Genomic DNA, 20,417 nt, shown 5'->3' with positions numbered 1-20,417 from the left:
AATAAAAAGTTTTAAGTTGCATAAAAAAATAAGCTATACAGCTTAAATTTCTTTTTTGACTTTGACTAATTCAATTTTTGAATTTAGCAATTCTTGCTCTAGTTCTTTAATATTTTCAAGTTCATTTTCAAGTCTTAAAGCTTCCTGGATTGTGGGTTTTGTAACTGGTTCTTTAGGCGCAAATAGTTCACAAGTTTCATTAGCTTTAATAATTGAAATATTTTCTGTACCGATTTTTCTAGCAATATCAATAATATCATTTTTATCGTATGTTAATAATGGACGTAAAATTTGCATTCTTGTCGCTTCTCCAATTGTTGATAATGATTCAATTGTTTGAGATGCAACTTGGCCTAAATTATCACCATTTGAAATTGCTTGTTGATTATATTTTTGCGCTATTTGCTCAGCTATACGGTAAAAACTTCTTCTCATTAAAGTGATTTTGTATGATTCTTTTGAAACAAATGAAATGTAGTTCATTAAGTGTGAGTAATCTGCTATCAATAAGTTTGATGTTACTTGATATTTATTTAAAACTTTAACCAAATTTGTAATTTTTTCTACAGTTCTAATATCTGTTTGAGGGGGTGTGATAAAGGTTAAAAAGTCAACCTTGAGTCCTCTTTTCATCATTTGTCAAGCAGCGACTGGAGAATCAAAACCACCAGAAATAAGGTGAAGAACTTTACCTGACACTCCTACAGGTAAACCACCTAAACCTTTAGTGTAATCAGAGAAAATGTAAGTTTTTCCGTTTCTAACTTCGACATAAAAAGTTTGGTCAGGATTATGTACATCAACTTTAAGTTTTGTGTTTTTTAAGACTACACCACCTAGGTAATTGTTAATTTGATCTGATGAGAATTCAAACTTTTTGTAATTTCTTCTAGCAGCAATTTTAAAAGTTTTTGAATCAGGTCTAATCGATGATAAAACTGCATTTGCGAAAACTTCCATATTATTTTCAACAACCATAACCGGTGAGTATGAACTGATTCCGAATACATAATTTAAGTTATTCATATTTTCTTCTGAATAAGGTAAATACATTCTGTCAAATTCAACTTCTGGAGTTACACCAACAATGTGTTTAATATTAATTGCAAGTTGATTAATAAACTGTTTTCTGTTTTTCTTTTTCAGCACTAACTCGCCGTAACGAATCAAAATTTTACTGTACATATTTCTCCTTTATTAAAAACTTTTTAAGTGCTAAATAAGCATTTTTATAATTATTTTCTTCTTTAATTACATTCTCAATACTTTTGCTAATATCAATGTAATTAGCAAAAGTTTCTTGATTATTTATAAATGAGTCATTTCTTTGAAGTTCTAATCTTATATTGTTATAGATTTCTTTGTATTTTGCGTTGAGCGAAATCACTTTAATTAAGGCAGCTAATTTACTAATGAATTCATCTCAAATTGTCTTAATTTTATTTCAGGACTTTTGTTTTTTGAAATTTCTTTCATATAAATAAATTAATTCAGTTCTTAATTTATTTATTTTTGGATCATTTGGAATTTCAGGATGATAAATGCAAGATAAATAAGTATCAATAGCTTCATCAATTTGAATTTGGAAATTATCATTTAGTTCTTTTAATTCTTTAGATTTTGATTGAATAACTACATTAGTTTTTTCATAATTTTCATATTTAACAACTAAATCTTGAACTAATGTTTGAATGTTTTTTAATGATTTATTTTCAAAAGATTGTTTGATTTTGTCAAATGCGTTCTTTACTGATTCATAATTTTTTTGTTGAATACTATTTGGTGCAAGTATGTTTTTGTGAGTTTTATTCAATTTAGAATATAAATCACGAATAATTGGAATTGTTTGATCAATGAAATCTTTAATAGAAAACATTGAATTAACAAGGTTGACTAATTTGTAAAAAGTTCTATAAACTGACTTGATATTTGCATCTAAAGTTTCAGCAGTATTTTTACCTTTAATAGCTGATTGCAGTGTTGTGGTTTTATCCTTTAACTCTATTAATTTACCTTTAATTTGCTCATTATTTTTATCTTTTATAGCTTGCTCAAGCACTTTTGGTAGAGATTCAAAAAGTGAATACTCAATATTTTTTGATGCAAAAATGATTTTTGTATAGTTCTCTAACTCTTCTTTTCTCTTCGTTATGTTTTCAAGAGCTCTTAAGAAATCAGCTTTAACTTTAAGATCGTCAATTAATGTGATTTGAATTGATAATTCAGCTAATTTGTTTTGAAGATTTTCATATTGATTAGGTATTGCTTTCTCATAACTTTTAAGCTTACCATTTAAAAAGTCCCTAATCTCCAGGATTGTTGAAGTGATTTCATCAATGTTGTTTCAGTTCTTTGAATAGTCATCTGAAATTTTGTTAAATTCTATTTGTTTTTTAGAAACTTCTTTTTGTTGTTGTTTAATTGCTTTATATTTTTTGTAAGATTTAACTTTTTGTTTTTCGGCTAGCAATTCATCAAGTTCAGAAAGTTTAACTGAAATTTCTTGATTTATAGTTTCGATACTTTGTTTCACTTCAATCAATGAATTAAGCATATTCTGAAGCTCGTTATTAAAATAAGTCGTTGTTTTAACTTTTGAATATAAAGATTGATTTTGATGATTTTGTTTAGTTATCGCATCTTTTGAGCGTATACTAAATTTTTGTAATGATTGTTTAAATAAGTTCACAGAAAGCAAGTAGACTAAAAGTAAAAGAACAATAATTGAAACAATTATTATAAGTATGAACAATACTTTTGCCATAATCTCTTACCTCCTGAGTCTATTATTAAATTTTCTATATTATATTACTTTTAGCTCTAAATGATAGCCTTATCAAGCTGTCTAAAAACTAATTTAAAGCAAAAAAGCAGATAGCTTTTCTATCTACTTTTAATTTCAAAATTCAATACTATTTGTAAGCTAATTTTTCTTCATACATTTCTTTATCAAATGCTTTGATAAATTCAGTCATTAAATCAATTGTAGCTTGAATATCAACAAGTGAAGCTAATCCAATTGGACTGTGTAAGTATCTTTGTGGAATTGAAATTGTCATAACTGCAGCACCACCAGGAGCAAATTGTAATTCAGCTGCATCAGTTCCTCCACCCTCAGCAACATATTTGTAAGCCGGAATTTCTTTTGTAGCAGCAATATTTGTTAATACATTAATTAATTTTGGATCTGGCAATGTTCCACCATCTTTAACTAAAAGACTGACCCCTTTACCTAAAACTGGTGTTCCAGGTTTTGCACCTGTTGTATCGTGTGCAGCACCTGTGTCAACAGCAAAAGCAACATCTGGATTAATGATTGAAACTGATGTTTTAGCACCTCTTGTTCCAACTTCTTCTTGAACTGTTCCCACTAAGTAAACATCACATCCTAATTCTAAATCAGCAATATTATTTGCAATAAATTCTAAAGCAGTCACACCCGCTCTATTGTCCATTGCTTTTCCACCAATAATGTTATTTGCAAAATGAATTGTTTCTCCAGATAAGAAAATTTTGTCCCCAATTTGAATGTGTGCTTCTTCAACTTCTTTTTTAGATTTGAAACCTAAATCAACAAATAAGTCTGATTCTTTAAGTGCAACTGTGATTTTGTCTCTATCCATAATGTGGATACTTGTGTGTCCGAATACACCATAAAATCTTTCATTTGTTTTTGATGAAACTACAACTGCTTTTGTCCCAATAACTACAGATGGTCAAACACCACCAATTGTTGTAACTAATATGTTTCCGTTTTCAGCAATTGATTTAACCATATAACCAACTTCATCCATGTGAGCAGCTAACATAACTTTAGGTGCATTAGCAACTTTAGATTTTTTGAAGAAAATAATTGAACCAAATGCATCACGTGAAATTTCAAAACCTGGTTTAATGTTTTTTCTTAATTCATCTGCAACTGGTTCTTCAAATCTAGAAATAGCTTCAATTGACATATATTTTTCTAATCTAGAAGCTAATTTTTCATATTTTTTTTCCATACAAACTCCTTATATTTATAGATGTTATAAATTTTATACATTTTTAGCTTTTATTCCACACATAAGCTAATCTTTTTTATGAATATAAGTACTTGCTATTTCATCAAAATACATTTGTAAATATTTCTTCATTTCAGGTGTTAAATTTCTAATTTGATTAAATGATTTACTTAACTTTTCTTGGCTATCATTTGAAATTTTATCCTTGCGAATAAAACACAACTTTCCACTTGTGTCTCAATAAATAAGATTCTGTTTATCATAAATTTTGTGAATATCAGGTGATAAATTTAATAAATTATTTACATCAGAAATCATCATTAATGCATCTCTTTTAAATTTATCTCTTAAATCAATTATATTTTTAGAAAATCATTTTTCTATTTCATTTCTTATTCTTTCCCTTATTTTGTAAACAGGATAAATATGAGCTCTTTCAATTATTGTATTTTCTTCTAAATTAAATGATTGAATTGATTCAGTGGGAATTTTTTGGACTTTTGATCTAGTCCTTGAAATTTGATTTTCTATTTCATTTTGAATTTTAAATAATGTTTCTAGTGATTTTTTAACTCTTTGGATTTTATTTCTAAATTCTTCTCTAGTTTCATCATCATTAAGACCTTTTGTTTTATTTTCGTATTCAATTGTATGAATTAAATCTTGAATAGGTAAAAATGAATTGTTACCACTATTTTTGAAGTAATTAATAAAATCATTTTCATTTTCTTTTTTTAAAGAGCTAAGTAGATTGTTAAAATCATCTTCATTTGCTATAAAGTTCTTAAAACTATTGTAATATCAATTGTCTTTAATAATATCCAAATACATAAGTGGATTATTTTTTAGATTTTCATAACTAGACTTTACTTCGGAACTGTTGGGTTTTTCATAACTACCTGTTGGATTATTACCTTTTAATACACCAATTAAGTTATTAAAAGTTCCTTTATAATCAAAATTAACATAATAATTCAGAGCAGCTAATTCCTGATTATTTAAAAATAAGATATTTTTATCATTTTTGTTTTCTCTAGGTTCTTGTTTTAAACTGCTACCGATAAGTGAAAATAATTTTTCCCTACATTTAAATGTGGTGGTTTTATCTTTAAATCATCTTGTAGTAGTTTTTAAATCTAAGGATGTACCTGCAAGAAATTTTATATATCAATAAATTAATAGTCCATTTGAATCAAAAAAGCAATAGATTTTTGCATTAAAATGATTTTTGCTGTTTTCTTTAGAAAATACGTTTAAAATGCTATAAATTTTAATTTGTTTTTTTAAATTTACAAATTCACTAGATTCAAAATTCATAATAATTAAAAATATTTTTTAATAACTTCAGTAAATATATCTTCTAAAACTTCAACAGATATGCTGTTTCCGGCTGTAAAAATCATTTTATTTTCATGAACTAAACCGGTTTGGCGAACCTTTAATGCATCAACTTTATCGAACCCCATATATAGATATGCTTCTTCTGAATTTATTAAAACTAATTTTTCTTCTTCTAATAAGAATTTCAGTCTTGCATTTGCACCAGAAGCTGTTAATGTAGGGCCTTTGTGATCTGTTTTATAAATGTAAGATTCACTATTGAAATTAGTGTATCCTAATAATCTAGACTTATTGATTTTGTTTTTAGTTAATGTAAATGATGTCTTTTTGTATAAAGTTAATAATTTTGTCAGATCAATATGAACAGCATTTTCATCAATGATTTGATTGAGCATTAAGTTTTTTTCATTCTTTTGAATGAATTCAAAATCTTCGCCATCTAAAATAGAAACCATAAAAACTCTTTCTCTATTTTGAGCCGAACCTGAATCAACTGCATTTAAAACTTTTCAATAACTTTTATAACCCAATGTTTCCAATGCATCTATTCATTTGAGAAAATCGTTTTTGAATTTAGATGAAACCAATGCTTTAACGTTTTCTAATAATAAGACCTTAGGTAATCTATCTAAATTATTTTTAAGAATTCTTTCAATTTCATACAATAACCCTGATCTTGTGTTTTCGTTAATTCCTCTTTGTTTACCTTGTTGTGATAAATCTTGACAAGGAAATGAATAAGTAAAAATATCTATGCTTTTAGGTAAAGTGTTATAAGCAGTAATGTCTGTACCGCTCTCTCTCTCTCTCTCTCTCTCTCTCTGAAGCCATATCTTTCACTCATATAGTCATTATCAACATATGAATAAAGATAAGAGAATAAATTTCTTAATTTATTTTCTGGCATTCTCATAAAGTATTTTTTATTAACTGGTTTTTTGGAGTCGGCAGAAAAAAGATACTTGTTTAATTTATCAAGCATTTCTTCTTTAGTCAACTTATTTTCTGGTTCTAATATACCGTAGTGAATGCTTAAATATGATACAATGGCATCAATATAAAAATCACATGTTCCTAGTGATTTAACTGAAAAATTCAATTTCTTAGATATATTTTTTAATGCTTTGTATTGCGAACCTATTCCTGCAAACATTTCGAATAATGTAATTTCTTTTTTCATGATTTTTTTATTTTAACGGAATTAGAGAAGCATAATTAATAAGTTGAAATATTTTTTTAATTGAATTAAGAAAATCTATTTTTTATATTATAATATTTTTAATTATTGGGGTAGTACTCAAGAGGCTGAAGAGGCGGTCCTGCTAAGACTGTAGTGGTGGCAACACCAGCGGAGGTTCGAATCCTCTCTGCCCCGCCAATTGTTAACAAATCACTCTTTGAGTGTTTTTTTATGCACTTTTTTACCCCTTTGTACATTTTTGAAGAAATTTACTAAATATATGTATGAAAAAGATTAGTTGATTCAATATATTATTAGTAATTATTTGTTTAAGCTCAGGTGTTTTCATAAGTGTTGTTAAATTTACAGAAATAAAACAAACAAAGAAAATAGATGACGAACTAAATAAGCAAAAGAAAATTTATAAATATACAGTAGCTGGTAATGTATTATTTCCTGCTACATTTGAATCAGACAAGCCTTTAACATACAGAGATCTTTTTAATAAAGTAAAGCTTAAAACAAGTTCAGATATAAGTAATTACAACCTAGATGATTTAGCAACTACATCTGGTGTCATTAATGTTGGTTTAAGAAAATACAAAATAAAATGAGAAGAAATCAAAGATGTTGAGACTTTAAAATGATTGGGTCTAAACTCAAGAGTTGCAAAGTTAATTTATAAACATCGCGAAAAGAATGAAAGTTTACACTCATGACGAGAATTGCTAGATATAAAAGGAATTTCTACTCGTACTATAGAATACTTACAAACGGTTATAGAATTAACTTAAGATGGTTTAATTTCTTTTTAATTTTATCTGTATTTTGTTTTTTGCTAGTCACTTCTGATTTAATTTTGTTAGTATATTTAATTCCACTCTTTATTTTTTCCATTATCTTAAAAAGAAATGATTTCGTAATTTTGTTAGCAATATTATTAACATTTTTGATATTTTTTAATCTCAAACATATTATTATAAATGCATGATTCTACAGTAACAAAGGCGTCTCCGAAACTTACACAGTGATTGATATGTCGGATAAAGCTCTTTATGTTGAGGATAAATTTATGAATAAATTCATACTCAATAGGTCTGAATTAAAATCTGCTAAAGACCAAATAACTATCTATTCAAAAATATTTATTTGAGGAACATTGAAGGAAATTAAAGAAAAATCAAATTACTTGCTAGCTAATGAAATTGATTTTTTAATTAAACCTAACAAAGTTATTGTTGTTAATAATTGATTCAATTTAAGACATATGTTTTATAACCATTTTCTAAACAAAAATAAAGCATATTCAGATTTTATTTTCCCATTAATTTTTGGTATAAACACATCTACAAATAATGAAACATTAACTACCTTAAAAGAAATGGGAGTAGTTCATTTAATGATTGTTAGCGGTCTACACCTGGGTACTATTTACGTATTCGTTAGAATGATATTTTCAAAATTTGATAAATATGGAATCTTACAAATTATTATGCTTACTATTTATTTTCTATTTTGCAAGAAATCAGTGTCAATCATAAGAACTTATTTATTTATACTTGTCATTCATTTTTGAAAAATATTTAAAAAAGATCAAGAATTGAATGTCGGTTGTCCAATATTCGTAATAGCATTTTTGTTCTTATCTTTTAGACCTTATAGTGTTATGAATTTAGGTTATTGACTATCATATATTTTAACTATTGTTATGTTAAATGTAGATTTGAACAAATTTTGAAAACCTAAAAAATGAAAGCAAAAAGCAGCGAACTTCTTTGGAGGTTATTTCGTCCCCTGGTTCATTTCTATATCCATAATTAGCGCATATATAAGAGAAATTAGTTTAATATCTTATGTTTACTCAATTATTTTGACACCAATATTTCAGTTTTTAATTATTTTCTTTACCTTAACTTTACCAATAACTTTTATAGCAGTTCCATTTGCTGAGTTAGCGCAATCTTTCATCCAGCTATTATCAAAAGCAAATGTGACATATAAGTTTTATTATCAATTTTGATACTACATAATTTATCCTTTTATATACATTTACATTTCCAGATTAATGTTCTTAAAAATGAAAAGATTAGAGAAAGTTAGATCATCCGACTTTATAAAACATAGGATAGCTGAACTTGAATTAAGAATGGAGAAATTAGAATATGCAAATTAGTTCAAATAATAAAAATAGAGGGATGTTTTTAGAAAAAATAATCAACAACACTATAGCTTATTTATGACAAGAAAACATTGCATTCATCGAGAAAAAGAGCACTCCTCTTGATATAAAAAATATTCAATCAAAGACTAAAAATAATGTCTTGGGTTCATTTAGAATTAAGAAATCAACAGTGGATTACGTAGGTATGTATAATGGTCAATTTATTTGTTTTGAAGCCAAGAGTACAAATAATAATTCACTCACTAAAAAATTATTTAAGAAACATCAAATCGAATATTTAAACCTTATACATAGCAATAAAGGTATTTCTTTTGCTATTGTGTACTTTTCATTATATGATGAGTTCTACAAAATAACTGTTCCAGAATTATTACAATATTTTAAAAATAAAAGTAGTGTCAAATATGAAGAAATAAAAAGAAATTCTAAAAAGTTATTTTTAGAATTTCCTGGATATTTAACATTTTTAAATTAAGCTTTAAAATCTATTAATTCACGTAAGTATTTTGAAGGTGTATATTTAACAACACGTCTTTGTGGAACCACAATAAAATCAGCATCATTTTCTGATTTTTTGAATTTGTTTACCATTTTTCTTTGTGGTTTAACTGTTGTTGAAAAAATTCCTAAATGTGATAATCTAACTTTATCTTCCATGATTAATTGTTCTTTAAGAACGAAAACCATAGCATCGAAAACTCTTTCAACATCTCTTGGTGTCATTTCAGCACGATCTGCAACTTCTAAAATGTATTCTTTTTTAGTCATTTCAATGTCTCCTTTTAAAAGCTTGTAATAACAATATTATAATACAAAAAAACTTTTTTCCACAATTTTTAGGGATAAAAGTAATTATTTTTGTTTGATTGTAGGTTTAACTTTTGTTAAAGCGATCTTATCATAATCTTTGAAGCCAAGTCCATAATACATAGCACCTGCAATTTTGTTACTGAAAAACAAAACAGGTGTTTTTTCTATGTATAGTATCCTTTCGCAAATGTTCATTACACAATCCTTTGCATAACCTTTCTTTCTTGCTTCAGGAATTGTGAAAACACCTCCGATCATGACTGCATCTTTTGATTGACAGTTAATTGATGCATGTGATAAAACTTTCTCATTTTCATCTTTTAGCACATATCCTCAATATGCACCTTTTTCAAATGATCTTTTTAAGTGTTTAATATCAAGCGTATGTGATGATAGTCCTGTAAATTCAGGAATTAATTTTCTACTTTCAATGATATTTTCCAGATCTGAAATTTTAATCATTGTTGATTTTAAATTGTTTGGTTTCTTAAAATCTTTTTTATTCAAAGTTAAAACATATTGATAATTAGGGACAATATTATTTCCAATAATTACTGATAATGCATTATTTAATTCGTTATAAAGTTCTTTTTGATAGACAAAGTTCTTGATATTATATTTTTTAACAATATTCTCTAAATCTTCGTATTTACCTCTTAATTTTCTTCCGAAAATTAACAATGTATCATGGAATCTATAAAAAATTAAAACAGGTCTTTCATTTACATAATCAATGTAACTATCAATATTTTCGCCTTCTAGACCAAATGTTTCAATATCTGCAATTAACATCATATTAAGGTATTTATCTTGTGTATAAAGGAATTCTAAAACTCTATCTTTATAGTCATTAGTTAGCTTTAACATTTTTCTCATATTTTAATTATACTCTTTTGTAATAAAAATAACCAGTGTATACTGGTTAAATAAATCAATTTCTCTTTGTGATGGTTCTCTCACTAATATAGTTTTTATAGTATGCATTATTGAAAGCAATACCTAAGAACATAAAGTAAACAACTCAGTTTATAAAGAATGCAATTGTAAGGAAGAACCCTACAGGACCACCATATTTGTCATAGTTAATGTGTTGATTAATTGTTTTAAACAATAAAACTAATAAAACAATTGGAGTGGTTGATAAGATAGCTCCTTTATAAATAGATTTAATGGTTAACTTAAATGATGGAATAAGCTTGAATAAACCAACTAACATTACAAACACAAAAACAAATGAAATTAATATGTAAACAAACGTATTTAATCAAATTGTTCCATTATATTTTTCTGTTATTTTTATTTCAATGATGATATCGATTGTTGAGAAAAATCAGAATAATATTGATACAAATAAAACTAAGAATAATCCTTTTATTTTATTACCTCAATATGAACCAATTTTATTATGTTTGTAAATGTAGTTATTTGCTGAAATTAACTTTCCATATCCTGTGCTTGATATATATAGTGATGATAAAAATAGGAAAATGTTAGGTAGCAATGCTTGTAAATTGAATGCAGACGTACCTTGGTCTTTCATTTGAATGCTTTGTAGGTAGTTTTGCGACCCAGGGATGAATCTTGACATAATAATTGTTATGAAGTTATCTTGGAAATTACTTCCAACTAGATTGTTATAACCTGGAATAAAACCGAAAAATATGTTTAACAAGAAAACCACATATATTACAGGAACAAATGATATTAATAAGTAAAATGCAGTAGACAATCAAATAAAGTTATATTCATTACTTGTGAATTTACTATATACATTATCCACGACTTTTAAACGTTTTCTATGATCTGATTCATTTCTAACTCAAATCAGTATGCTTGCGAAAAATCTAATCAAGCATTTCTTGATTATAAACTCATAAATCTTTGAGAAAAATGTAAATCTTTCAGGAAAAATTAAGTTTTGATGAAAGGTTTTTTTAGTTTTTTTAGTTACATTTTTAAGTTTTATTAACTTATTATAATCAGTGTTTGTATTAGTTTTTTTGTTTAATAAACTCATTGATTTTTTCTAAAACAATATCATTTGACAACTGTGGATTAACTTGTCCATTAGTTTCTTTCATTAATGCGCCAAGTATAAATTTAATAACTCTTTCAGGTCTAGTTTCATATTCATCTAACATTGAAATATTATTTTTAATAATTGTGTCTATATAACTTGCAATGATATTTTTATCTGTTATTTGTTTTAATTTGTGCGCATCTAATAAGTCATTTATGTTACCTTTATAACTTGGTAATAGTGTTATAAGTTTTTTAAGCGACTTACTTGAAATAACTTCTTGATCTAATAATTGTAAACTTTGAACTAAATATTCAGGTTTAATATCAAGATCAATAACGTGTTTATTTTGTGCATTTGCTAATGAAACTACTTCTGAGAAGAAAATTTTTGATAAAGCTTCCTTATTATCATAATCAATAGAGTCAAAATAATTAGCTAATGGTATATCATCAATTAAACTGTTAATGTAAATATCTGCAATATTTGCATCTTTATATCTTTTTACTTTTTGGTTTGGAAGCTCATTTAATTTAACATTATCAATAAATGATTGTGATAACTTAATGATCGGAATGTTTGGGTCTGCAAAATATTTGTAATCAACAGAACCTGTTTTAGTTCTCATAACCACGTTTGTGTTAGTTTGATCATCAAAACGTTTTGTTTGTTGTAATATTTCTTCACCTTTAAGAAGTTTTTCTTTTTGAATTTTAATTTCATTATCAATTGCTTTTTTGATGTTAGAAATTGAGTTCATATTTTTTATTTCAACTTTTGTACCAAATTTATCTACACCATAAGGTTTAAGCGAAATATTAATATCGGCTCTTAAGGTTCCTTGTTCTAATTTACCTTCAGAAATATCTAAAAATTGCACAATTTTTCTAATCATATCAACATATAATGCAGCTTCTTCACCGCTTCTAATCACTGGATAAGTTACAATTTCAATTAAAGGGATTCCAGCTCTATTATAATCCAATTTTGTAACTGAATCATCGTGATGTTGTCTTGCAGTGTCCTCTTCAAGGTGAATTCTTTCGATACCGATTTGTTTTAATCCATTTGAAGTTTGAATTTCTACATAACCATTGCTTCCGATTGGTCTAAAAAACTGTGTAATTTGATAACCTTTTGGTAAATCTGGATAAAAGTAGTTTTTTCTATCAAAATGTAATTCATCATCAATTTGCATATTAAGAGCTTTTGCAAGTTTGATTCCATATTCAACTGCTCTTTTATTAACTTGAGGCAATGTTCCTGGGTAAGCTAGGTCAATTTGGTGTGCTTTTGTATTAGGTTCTGCATTAAAGTCAATTCCGGCTGGCGAAAACATTTTTGTTTTAGTTTTTAATTCAACGTGAATTTCAATTCCTATAATAGTTTCAAAATTATTCATTTAAATCTCCTATAAGTTCTTCAAAGTATTCTGCATAACCTAATAATTTTTCATCTGAATATAATTTTGTTTCAAGAGCTAAGTTATATGGCATATTTTCATATTCACCTAATGGAATTGTTATTGATGGGTGACCTGATAAATTTGCACCAGTTAAAATAAAGTCCATAACACCATTTTTTGATTTATCTTCAAATAATGGAGCAATACCTACATAAGCCGGAAAGATTAAAACATCGCCTTGTGTTTTCAAGTCCTCAAAGTATTTAGCAATAACTCTTCTAGCTTTTTGAGCTTTAATAAAAATTTCTTCTTGATTTTCTGAATATAAAAAGTAACTTCCTAAACTTAATCTCTCTTGAACCATTTTTCCAAATTTTTGACTTCTTGTATTAAACATAACTTCTTCTCAAGAGTTTCCATCAACTCTTGAACCAAAAGCTATTCCATTTAAGTTGGCTAAATTTGAACTAGCTTCAGAGAAAGAAATGATTTTATAAACAATAGAAATTGTGTTTAAAATATCAAAATTTGGTTGCACCAATTTGACTTCTATACCTTGATCTTTTAATTTTTCGAGTAACTGGTTAAACCTTGCATTCACATAATCTTTTGTTAATGAACTAAAATCAAGAGCAACTACTGATTTTGGTTTTGTTTTAATTACATTGTTTATTTGAACGTCAACTGAAGTCATATCTTTGACATCTTTACCAAAAACAGCTTGTGCAGTAATGATTGCATCATTTACATTATGGGTAAAGTAAGCAACTGTATCTAATGACGAAGCATAAGCAAACATTCCATATCTACTAATCGCACCATATGATGGCTTAAATCCTACTAAACCATTGAATGAAGCAGGTAATCTAACACTATCTCCAGTATCTGAACCTAATGCAATTCCTATATTTTTTGTCATTGTTGCAGCTGAACCTGATGAAGAACCACCGACATAACGTTTAGTATCTTTAGGGTTAACTATTAAACCATAAGCACTATGTGTTCCTGTACCTCCTAAAGCTAATTCATCATTATTAACCTTAGCAACCGGAATTGCACCATTTTGTAAAAGTCTTTCAACAACAGTAGCATTGTAACAAGGTTTGAAGTTTTCTAAAATCTTACTTGAAGCTCTAGTGATTTTATCTTCTGTGGCAAAAACATCTTTGATAGTTAAAACAACACCATTGAGTAGATTGCTTGAATTTGAAACTTGTTTTGATTTTTCGTATAAGCAGCTAACTGCATTATTTTTATCATTTTGAAGTTCATTGTATGCAGCTTCAAAATTACCTTTATTTAAAAATTCTCTACTCATTATTTAACCACCTTTGTAAGTAAAATAAAGTCACTATCTTTTTCTTTTGCATTATCTAAAATGTTTTCTTTTGAAACTGAATAACTCATATCTTCAATGTCCTCACGTAGGAGTTCTAAAATAGGCTGCTCATTAATTCTTTCCATTGGTTTTACATTTAATAAATCAAGTTTGTCAAGAAGTTTAATTCCATCTTGAATATCTTTTCAAATTAACAAAATTTGTTCTTGAACTTCTTTAGTAGGTTCAAACATTAATGATTTAACTATTTGGTTTAATTTTTCAATATCTAATTTTTCCATAATTAACCTTTCTTTCAATTAGGTAAGCAATATAACTCTAAATCATTTAAATAACTTAAATTATTCTTCATATTTTTATATTTAACATAATATGAATGTAACATTAATCTAGTTTCTTTTTTACCACCATACTTTTTGTCACCGTAAATAGGGAAACCTAAATTTGACAAAGTCACACGAATTTGGTGCTTTCTGCCTGTTTTAATTTGTGCAATTTTTCGATTTTTTTCTGAATAAAATAAAGTTGTAGCTTGCTTAGCGTCTTTTGTATTATTTTTTGAAACTTTCATTTTTTCATTTGATTCATCTTTGTAAATTCAATTGTTAACTACAAAAGGTTTATGTTCAAAAAAGTTGTCTAACTTAATATCACTGATGAAAATATATTTTTTAACGATGAATTCACTATTATCATTCAATTGTCTAGCCGCTTCATAAGTTTTAGCATAAGTGATGATCCCACTTGTTTCTTTATCCAAACGACCAACGTGTGTTGGTTTAAAACTATCAGTAGGCACATAGTTTAAATATGATAAAACTTGTTCATCTAACGAATCATCTTCATCGTGAACTGAAATTCCAGTCGCTTTATTTAAAACTAAAATATTTTCATCTTCATATAAAACTTTCAAATTAACTGAAGTTGATTTTTTAACTTCATATTCTTTTTGCAAATCAGATTCACTTAAACCATAAATAGTGATAGCATCATTCTCATTTACAATTTGATTTTTTTGAATTTTTCTTAATCCATTTATTTTAATTTCATTTTTTCTAAATAACTTTTCAACAAATCCTTTACTTAAATTAGGAAAATATTTTTGAATAAGTTTTAATATTGTTCTTCCTGAATCATTTAATGTTGCTTTTATTTCTATCATTTCTACCTGCTTTATTAATGTAATTATATTTTTTTATTTTATTAAATAAAATAAAAAATGTAATATCAATACTTTTAGTTAAAACATATTTTCTACCCTCTAATAAAGTATTGAACAACATAAAAAATGGATATTAAAATTGCTGAAAATATAACCTGCAAGACTTAATTTAGCGTCTACTATGACTATCAAAGGATTTGCTGCATCATGTTTTTCAACAGAACCAGAAGATAAAATCACAGATGAAGAAAGAACACAATTTACTACAGTATTCCAATCAGCTTATTCTCAATTACCTGATAATAGTGTTATAGACACATTACCTTCACAAATGGCAAGCAAAATTGGAGAAATCAAATCAATATGTGAGACTTGATTGAATAAGTTAAAATCTTCTTAAGCAATTTCTAGAAAAGAAATTGAGAAGTCTTCTAAGAAAATCTATGAAATAAGTTTATCACCTACTTCAGCTTTAATTCCTTCGTAAAAATATTTTAATATGAAACGAACAAAGCATACTTTTTGTTCGTTTTAGTCACTTTTATCAGAAAAATAAAAATTACTATCACAAATTTAGTGATAGTAATTTTGTATCTTAAATATAATTATTCTTCTCTTTGACTTCCGAATAAGTCAAAGTCTTCATTTTCATCTTCTACACCTTCTACATAGTTAAATTCAGTCATTTTAGGCAAGTCTCTCATGCTTGTTAATTTGAAGTGATCATAGAATTTGTTTGTCACTCCATATAGAACAGGGTTACCAGGTGTAGGAGAAATCCCGACTTCTTCAATAACACCTTTCATTAAAAGTGTATTAACAACTTGATCAGATGCAACACCTCTAATTGATGCAATTTGACCTTTTGTAACTGGCTGTTTGTAAGCGATGATACCAGCAACCTCGATAGCAGCATTTGATAATCTTTGTTTTTTAACAACTGAAACCATTTTTGTAACATAATCTTTGAATGTTTCTCTAGTTGCTAATTTGTAAACATCATTGAAGTTGACTACTTTAAGCGCTCTTTCTAAGTCATTAAACTCTCTTAAGAAATCTTGCATTACTTTTTTAGCTTCAGCTAAAGTAGCTAGTGAGAAAATGTCTTTAACTTGTTCTAAGTTAAGTCCATCATCTCCTTGAATGTATAATAGTGCTTCTAAAATTTTATTTTTCATCGTAAAGTTCTCCTCTAATAATTGAGATTTCTTCAAATTCTTTTTCTTGAATTATTTTTAAATATTGTTCTTTAGCTAAAACTAATACAGCAAGCAATGTAACAACAAAGTGTCCCATACTTGGTTGTGAAAAGACCATTTGGAAAGTTAATTTTTCATGTTTTCTAAGTAACTCTTTAATCATTCCATATTGATCAGATGGTGATAGTTTAAATGTTTCTAATTTTGCTGTTCTAAGTTTTTGAGCATAAACTCTTTCAAACATTTTTCTTAAAACGGCAATTAATTTAACCGGGTTAGAATGACCGTCTAACCTAGTGTCATTGGTATCAACGATAAATTCATCAACATTTGATGGATCTTTGATGAAAATATCTTGTCTATCTAATTCATATGTTTTAAGAGCTTCTTTAATTGATTTAAATTGTTCATATTCAGCTAACTGTCTCAAAATTTGTCTTTTATCTTCTTCAATTTCTTCAGGAATTTCTTGTCCTGGTTCTTGTATTGCCATAGCTGCTTTGATTTTAAGTAATGTAGCAGCCATAACTAAATAATCAGCAGCTAAATCAATATCTTGCTCTTTTAATTGAGAAATAATTTCTAAATATCTATCTGCTATTTCTACTAAGTTAATTTCATTAATACTGATCTTTTTATCTTTAACTAATGCAAGTAATAAATCTAATGGTCCATCAAAATTAAACTTTTCAACTTTAAAGCTATATTCTGAATCGTAATTTGTGTAATTAGTTTTCATCTTTTTCCTTCAATAATTCTGACTCAATTAAGCCTTTAACTCTTTCTGCTAATTTTGATGTTTCTTGATTCATAAATGTAGATGGTTTTAATGCTGGTAAAAATTTAACAGTAACTTGCTGTCTTTGCTTTTTGTGTACACTATCAGAACCTAAAGAGTTGATTATTACAGTAGGAATAATTGACATATAATCTTTCTGCGCAACTCTAAATGCACCAGCTTTAAACTCACCTAAACCTTCACTTTTCTCTCTTGTTCCCTCAGGAAAAATTACACCATATGTTTTTTGAACTTTAACAAATGCACCGAAATCACCCAATGCATTTAAACTGTTTTTAATGCTCTTTCTATCAATAAAAACAGTGTCTAAAAGTGACAAAGTATCCTTAACTATTTTTTTCTTTTGTAGCTCACTCTTAGCTAAAAAAGTAGGTATCATGGCTTTAGCACCTTGTTCATATGATTGTTGTTCTGTAGCTTTCATTAAGATTAAAGAGTCAAAGTTTGACTTATGGTTAGCTACTAATAACACAGAACCATTTTGTGGCAGGTTTTCATATCCCTCAATTTTTACATCCACATTGTAAAGGTTTAACATTTTTTTAGAAAGTTTGAGTAAGAAAGCATATCTTTCGATTGATTTACTTGTTTCAGGTGATTTTCTATATTTTCTAGCCTTTCATTTAATTAAAAAGTATCTGAATAATCAAACTGGTGAAAATAAAATCATCTTAAAAATTACATTTACATTATATTTTTTCATTTTTCTCCTTAGAAATAGCAACAGAAATAACTAAATTATCAACATATGTGATAGAAATACAGAAGTTTTTAAATTCTCAAATATTGTTTTTTTTAACTAAATCAATATTGCGAAAATCGATGTAGCTATTATCAATTTTGTAAATAGATTCTTTAATAGCTCATGCTCTGGCAAGAAATTTAGCTTTCAAATTTTGATCAGTTATTTGATTATATTCTGCTAATTCATGCGTTGATAAAACTCTATTTATAAAAGATGTTTTTTTATTAATAAATCTATTAATATTAGTTGCATCCACACCTATTTTGAACATGTTTTATATTATATAAAATTATTTGATAAAAGGAGTATAAAATAGACTTTTTTACCTATGTAATAGGTGTATTAGTATCATCGCTTTCTTCTTGGATTAATGCTGATTTCAAGATTTTTGCGAACTGATCATATTTGTTTAAAAAATTAAAGAATACATCATCTTCTTTCGAATTCTGAAGGTTATATTTAATTTCACTACTAAATTTGTTAGTTTCATTAAATATAATTAATTGTAAAATTTCCGATGTACTAAATTCATCACAAATACAATATGGATTTGAACGAATAAATAAGTTTATTATATATTTTAATATCTTAATTATTGAGATAGCTATTAAATTAGTAAATAGAAATCCATTCATATCTTCAAATGATTTCAGAAACTTTTTATAACTACTTATCAATATATTCATCATTTGACTATTTTCATAGTTATCTACATCATTTTTTAATATATCTATTAAATCTTTCTTTTTAGGTATTTTGAAATTTGTAAAAGCAAAATGTAATCCTAAATTTTTATTATCTCTGCGAATTTTCTCTCATAATTTTGGAGCTTCATAACCATCTTTTACATTGATGATGTTCTTAATTTTTGAATATTTCATTTCCTTTTCGTAATATTCATCTGATTCAATATTATTTAGACTACTTACATCAAAATTGTCATCCCTATTTTCTACGAAATTTATCAATTTGTTGAAATAAATTAAATCCTGTTTATCTATATTGACTTTATCTTTAGAACTTTCTATGTATAAGTAATTTAGACGATTTAATGGTTTCTTAGAAATAATATTTACTTTATTACTATCTTTTCTACTAAAAACTCTAGATCAAACTGTATTTATTCTCTTTTTGTAATGGTCATTTAATTTTTCAGTAAATATATTTTTAGAATACATAATATATTTAGCGACTGACTTAACAAGCCCCTTGCTTTTACTTGATAAGTTCTCAATATCAAGAGGTCAATCATAAGGAATGACTGAAATACTTTTATCATCTCTTTTGTATAACTGAATAGTATCTAAAATTAATTTATCCTTATCTGCATAAGGAAGATGTTTGAATAAGAAGACGTTAATAGGTATACCTACTCAATTTGTATGTGTTATTATGGTGTAATGTTCATCTGATGTTTTTATCATTTGATTTAAATTATTGAAAATAAATTTCTTATTTTTAAAATGCTTTTCTGTAATATTTGTAATATGTAAGTAAATATATTTATTGAATTTGTGAATTCTGTCTCTTTTTGTGAAGTTATGAACAAATCTATTTAAATTTTGCAAAATAATTTCTTTATTTTGATTTACTTTCTCAAATAAAATGTCATTAATGAACTCATCATTAGTATTTGTAGGATTATATTTTGAAATTTTTTCATTAAGTAAATCAATATTTGATATTTTATTAGAAATAGTGTCTGTTATGACTTTGTAAAATCATTTATGATCTATATCTTTTGTTTTGAATAGTAATCTCATTTCTTTAAACAAAATATCAAATAAATCGAAACCTATAAATTTATATGATAACTTATCATTATCTTTATTTATTAATTCTAATCTTTGTTTCACAAAATATAAAATAAATTTTACATCTTGAAAATAAATGAATTTCTTAAATTCTTTATTTACTTTTTCAATTTTATTCTCAAATTCAGATGATAATTCTTCATTTGTCAACTTCAATACAAGGGTATTTGATGCATTAATCACATTACCTATTTGCCTTCTGCATAAATAAATTTTGCTTAATTCTTTATCTTTCTTTAACTTAAGATGCCATTGTTGGCGTCTTTTTATGTTTCTTTTAGAAATATTTGTTCTTTTTGTTTTTGTCATATATTAAAATTATAATATTTTTTAATAAAATAAAAAAACACCATTAAAGGTGTTAAATATTCTTTGAAAACTGAATAGTTATTTTAATAATTCATTAAAATGTCTGAATAC

Annotated in this window: 22 protein-coding genes and 1 tRNA gene; 5 read left to right on the top strand and 18 right to left on the bottom strand. The window is 26.4% G+C overall.

Translation table 4 applies throughout. The annotated features are described in order from the left end of the window. Positions 1 to 42: 42 nt before the first annotated feature. From thiI to dcm_N, 6 genes are all read right to left on the bottom strand, one after another. A complete protein-coding gene (gene thiI, locus VBM88_RS01375) occupies positions 43 to 1,185 on the bottom strand; it encodes a tRNA uracil 4-sulfurtransferase ThiI (protein ID WP_323176472.1) in 1,143 nt (380 codons plus the stop codon). Continuing rightward, the gene (locus VBM88_RS01370) at positions 1,175 to 2,764 is read right to left on the bottom strand and encodes a hypothetical protein (protein ID WP_323680280.1); all 1,590 of its coding nucleotides are present in this window, start codon (positions 2,762 to 2,764) and stop codon (positions 1,175 to 1,177) included. Before VBM88_RS01370 ends, thiI begins: the two co-directional genes overlap by 11 nt. A 148-nt stretch (positions 2,765 to 2,912) precedes the next feature. Beyond that, positions 2,913 to 4,001 carry a M42 family peptidase gene (locus VBM88_RS01365; RefSeq protein ID WP_323176474.1) on the bottom strand — a complete coding sequence of 363 codons (1,089 nt, stop codon included), beginning with the start codon at positions 3,999 to 4,001 and terminating at the stop codon, positions 2,913 to 2,915. 66 nt (positions 4,002 to 4,067) lie between these two features. Beyond that, the gene (locus VBM88_RS01360) at positions 4,068 to 5,318 is read right to left on the bottom strand and encodes an MAG4270 family putative restriction endonuclease (RefSeq protein ID WP_323680279.1); all 1,251 of its coding nucleotides are present in this window, start codon (positions 5,316 to 5,318) and stop codon (positions 4,068 to 4,070) included. Between the two features lie 5 nt (positions 5,319 to 5,323). Beyond that, on the bottom strand, positions 5,324 to 6,091 hold the full coding sequence (dcm, locus tag VBM88_RS01355) for a DNA (cytosine-5-)-methyltransferase (RefSeq protein WP_323680285.1): 768 nt from the start codon (positions 6,089 to 6,091) through the stop codon (positions 5,324 to 5,326). A 2-nt stretch (positions 6,092 to 6,093) separates the two neighbouring features. Further along, positions 6,094 to 6,522, bottom strand: a complete 429-nt coding sequence (dcm_N, locus tag VBM88_RS01350) for a DNA (cytosine-5-)-methyltransferase N-terminal subunit (RefSeq protein ID WP_323680278.1) — start codon at positions 6,520 to 6,522, stop codon at positions 6,094 to 6,096. A 107-nt stretch (positions 6,523 to 6,629) separates the two neighbouring features. Here dcm_N and VBM88_RS01345 point away from each other — a divergent pair. The 4 genes from VBM88_RS01345 to recU all read left to right on the top strand — a co-directional run bounded on the left by VBM88_RS01345 (position 6,630) and on the right by recU (position 9,179). Then, positions 6,630 to 6,720, top strand: a tRNA-Ser gene (locus VBM88_RS01345). Positions 6,721 to 6,806: 86 nt separating this feature from the next. Then, the gene (locus VBM88_RS01340; protein ID WP_323680277.1) at positions 6,807 to 7,316 is read left to right on the top strand and encodes an MAG0490 family ComEA-like DNA-binding protein; all 510 of its coding nucleotides are present in this window, start codon (positions 6,807 to 6,809) and stop codon (positions 7,314 to 7,316) included. 242 nt (positions 7,317 to 7,558) lie between these two features. Then, positions 7,559 to 8,695, top strand: a complete 1,137-nt coding sequence (locus VBM88_RS01335) for a ComEC/Rec2 family competence protein (RefSeq protein ID WP_323680276.1) — start codon at positions 7,559 to 7,561, stop codon at positions 8,693 to 8,695. After that, entirely contained in the window at positions 8,685 to 9,179 is a 495-nt protein-coding gene (gene recU / locus VBM88_RS01330; RefSeq protein WP_323177588.1) for a Holliday junction resolvase RecU, read from the top strand. Before VBM88_RS01335 ends, recU begins: the two co-directional genes overlap by 11 nt. Here the strand turns inward: recU and VBM88_RS01325 are convergent. From VBM88_RS01325 to VBM88_RS01295, 7 genes are all read right to left on the bottom strand, one after another. Continuing rightward, a complete protein-coding gene (locus VBM88_RS01325) occupies positions 9,176 to 9,472 on the bottom strand; it encodes an HU family DNA-binding protein (RefSeq protein ID WP_257089537.1) in 297 nt (98 codons plus the stop codon). The two genes, recU and VBM88_RS01325, sit on opposite strands and share 4 nt — an antisense overlap. 84 nt (positions 9,473 to 9,556) lie before the next feature. Next, positions 9,557 to 10,390 carry a GNAT family N-acetyltransferase gene (locus VBM88_RS01320; RefSeq protein ID WP_323680275.1) on the bottom strand — a complete coding sequence of 278 codons (834 nt, stop codon included), beginning with the start codon at positions 10,388 to 10,390 and terminating at the stop codon, positions 9,557 to 9,559. A 46-nt stretch (positions 10,391 to 10,436) separates the two neighbouring features. Next, complete coding sequence (locus VBM88_RS01315) at positions 10,437 to 11,531, bottom strand: YhjD/YihY/BrkB family envelope integrity protein (RefSeq protein ID WP_323680274.1); 1,095 nt, start codon at positions 11,529 to 11,531, stop codon at positions 10,437 to 10,439. Further along, positions 11,506 to 12,936: an Asp-tRNA(Asn)/Glu-tRNA(Gln) amidotransferase subunit GatB gene (gatB, locus tag VBM88_RS01310; protein WP_323680273.1), complete on the bottom strand. Its 1,431-nt coding sequence runs from the start codon at positions 12,934 to 12,936 to the stop codon at positions 11,506 to 11,508. The genes VBM88_RS01315 and gatB overlap by 26 nt, the downstream gene beginning before the upstream one ends. Next, entirely contained in the window at positions 12,929 to 14,257 is a 1,329-nt protein-coding gene (locus VBM88_RS01305) for an amidase family protein (protein ID WP_323680272.1), read from the bottom strand. The genes gatB and VBM88_RS01305 overlap by 8 nt, the downstream gene beginning before the upstream one ends. After that, positions 14,257 to 14,559, bottom strand: coding sequence for a glutamyl-tRNA amidotransferase (locus VBM88_RS01300; RefSeq protein ID WP_323176483.1), 303 nt, complete (start codon positions 14,557 to 14,559; stop codon positions 14,257 to 14,259). Before VBM88_RS01300 ends, VBM88_RS01305 begins: the two co-directional genes overlap by 1 nt. Positions 14,560 to 14,561: 2 nt before the next feature. Continuing rightward, positions 14,562 to 15,440 carry an RluA family pseudouridine synthase gene (locus VBM88_RS01295; RefSeq protein WP_323680271.1) on the bottom strand — a complete coding sequence of 293 codons (879 nt, stop codon included), beginning with the start codon at positions 15,438 to 15,440 and terminating at the stop codon, positions 14,562 to 14,564. 181 nt (positions 15,441 to 15,621) lie between these two features. Between VBM88_RS01295 and VBM88_RS01290 the strand changes: the two genes are divergently transcribed. Further along, positions 15,622 to 15,840, top strand: coding sequence for a hypothetical protein (locus VBM88_RS01290; protein WP_323680270.1), 219 nt, complete (start codon positions 15,622 to 15,624; stop codon positions 15,838 to 15,840). Between the two features lie 205 nt (positions 15,841 to 16,045). Here VBM88_RS01290 and scpB read toward each other — a convergent pair whose 3' ends face one another. Genes scpB through VBM88_RS01265 form a run of 5 tightly spaced genes read right to left on the bottom strand, consistent with a single transcriptional unit; the run spans position 16,046 to position 20,306 of the window. Next, entirely contained in the window at positions 16,046 to 16,618 is a 573-nt protein-coding gene (gene scpB, locus VBM88_RS01285) for an SMC-Scp complex subunit ScpB (protein WP_257089513.1), read from the bottom strand. Beyond that, a complete protein-coding gene (locus tag VBM88_RS01280; protein ID WP_323176487.1) occupies positions 16,608 to 17,378 on the bottom strand; it encodes a segregation/condensation protein A in 771 nt (256 codons plus the stop codon). Before VBM88_RS01280 ends, scpB begins: the two co-directional genes overlap by 11 nt. After that, entirely contained in the window at positions 17,368 to 18,141 is a 774-nt protein-coding gene (locus VBM88_RS01275; protein WP_323680269.1) for a lysophospholipid acyltransferase family protein, read from the bottom strand. The genes VBM88_RS01280 and VBM88_RS01275 overlap by 11 nt, the downstream gene beginning before the upstream one ends. Then, entirely contained in the window at positions 18,128 to 18,454 is a 327-nt protein-coding gene (locus VBM88_RS01270) for a 4'-phosphopantetheinyl transferase superfamily protein (protein WP_257089508.1), read from the bottom strand. The genes VBM88_RS01275 and VBM88_RS01270 overlap by 14 nt, the downstream gene beginning before the upstream one ends. Positions 18,455 to 18,509: 55 nt before the next feature. Next, entirely contained in the window at positions 18,510 to 20,306 is a 1,797-nt protein-coding gene (locus VBM88_RS01265) for a hypothetical protein (protein WP_323680268.1), read from the bottom strand. Between the last annotated feature and the right edge of the window lie 111 nt (positions 20,307 to 20,417).

Origin of the sequence: Mycoplasma sp. 1232 (assembly GCF_034863345.1) — a bacterium.
GTDB lineage: Bacteria > Bacillota_I > Bacilli_A > Mycoplasmatales > Metamycoplasmataceae > Mycoplasmopsis.
Note: the sequence above shows the minus strand (reverse complement) of the source record. Positions and strands in the feature narration are given on the sequence as shown.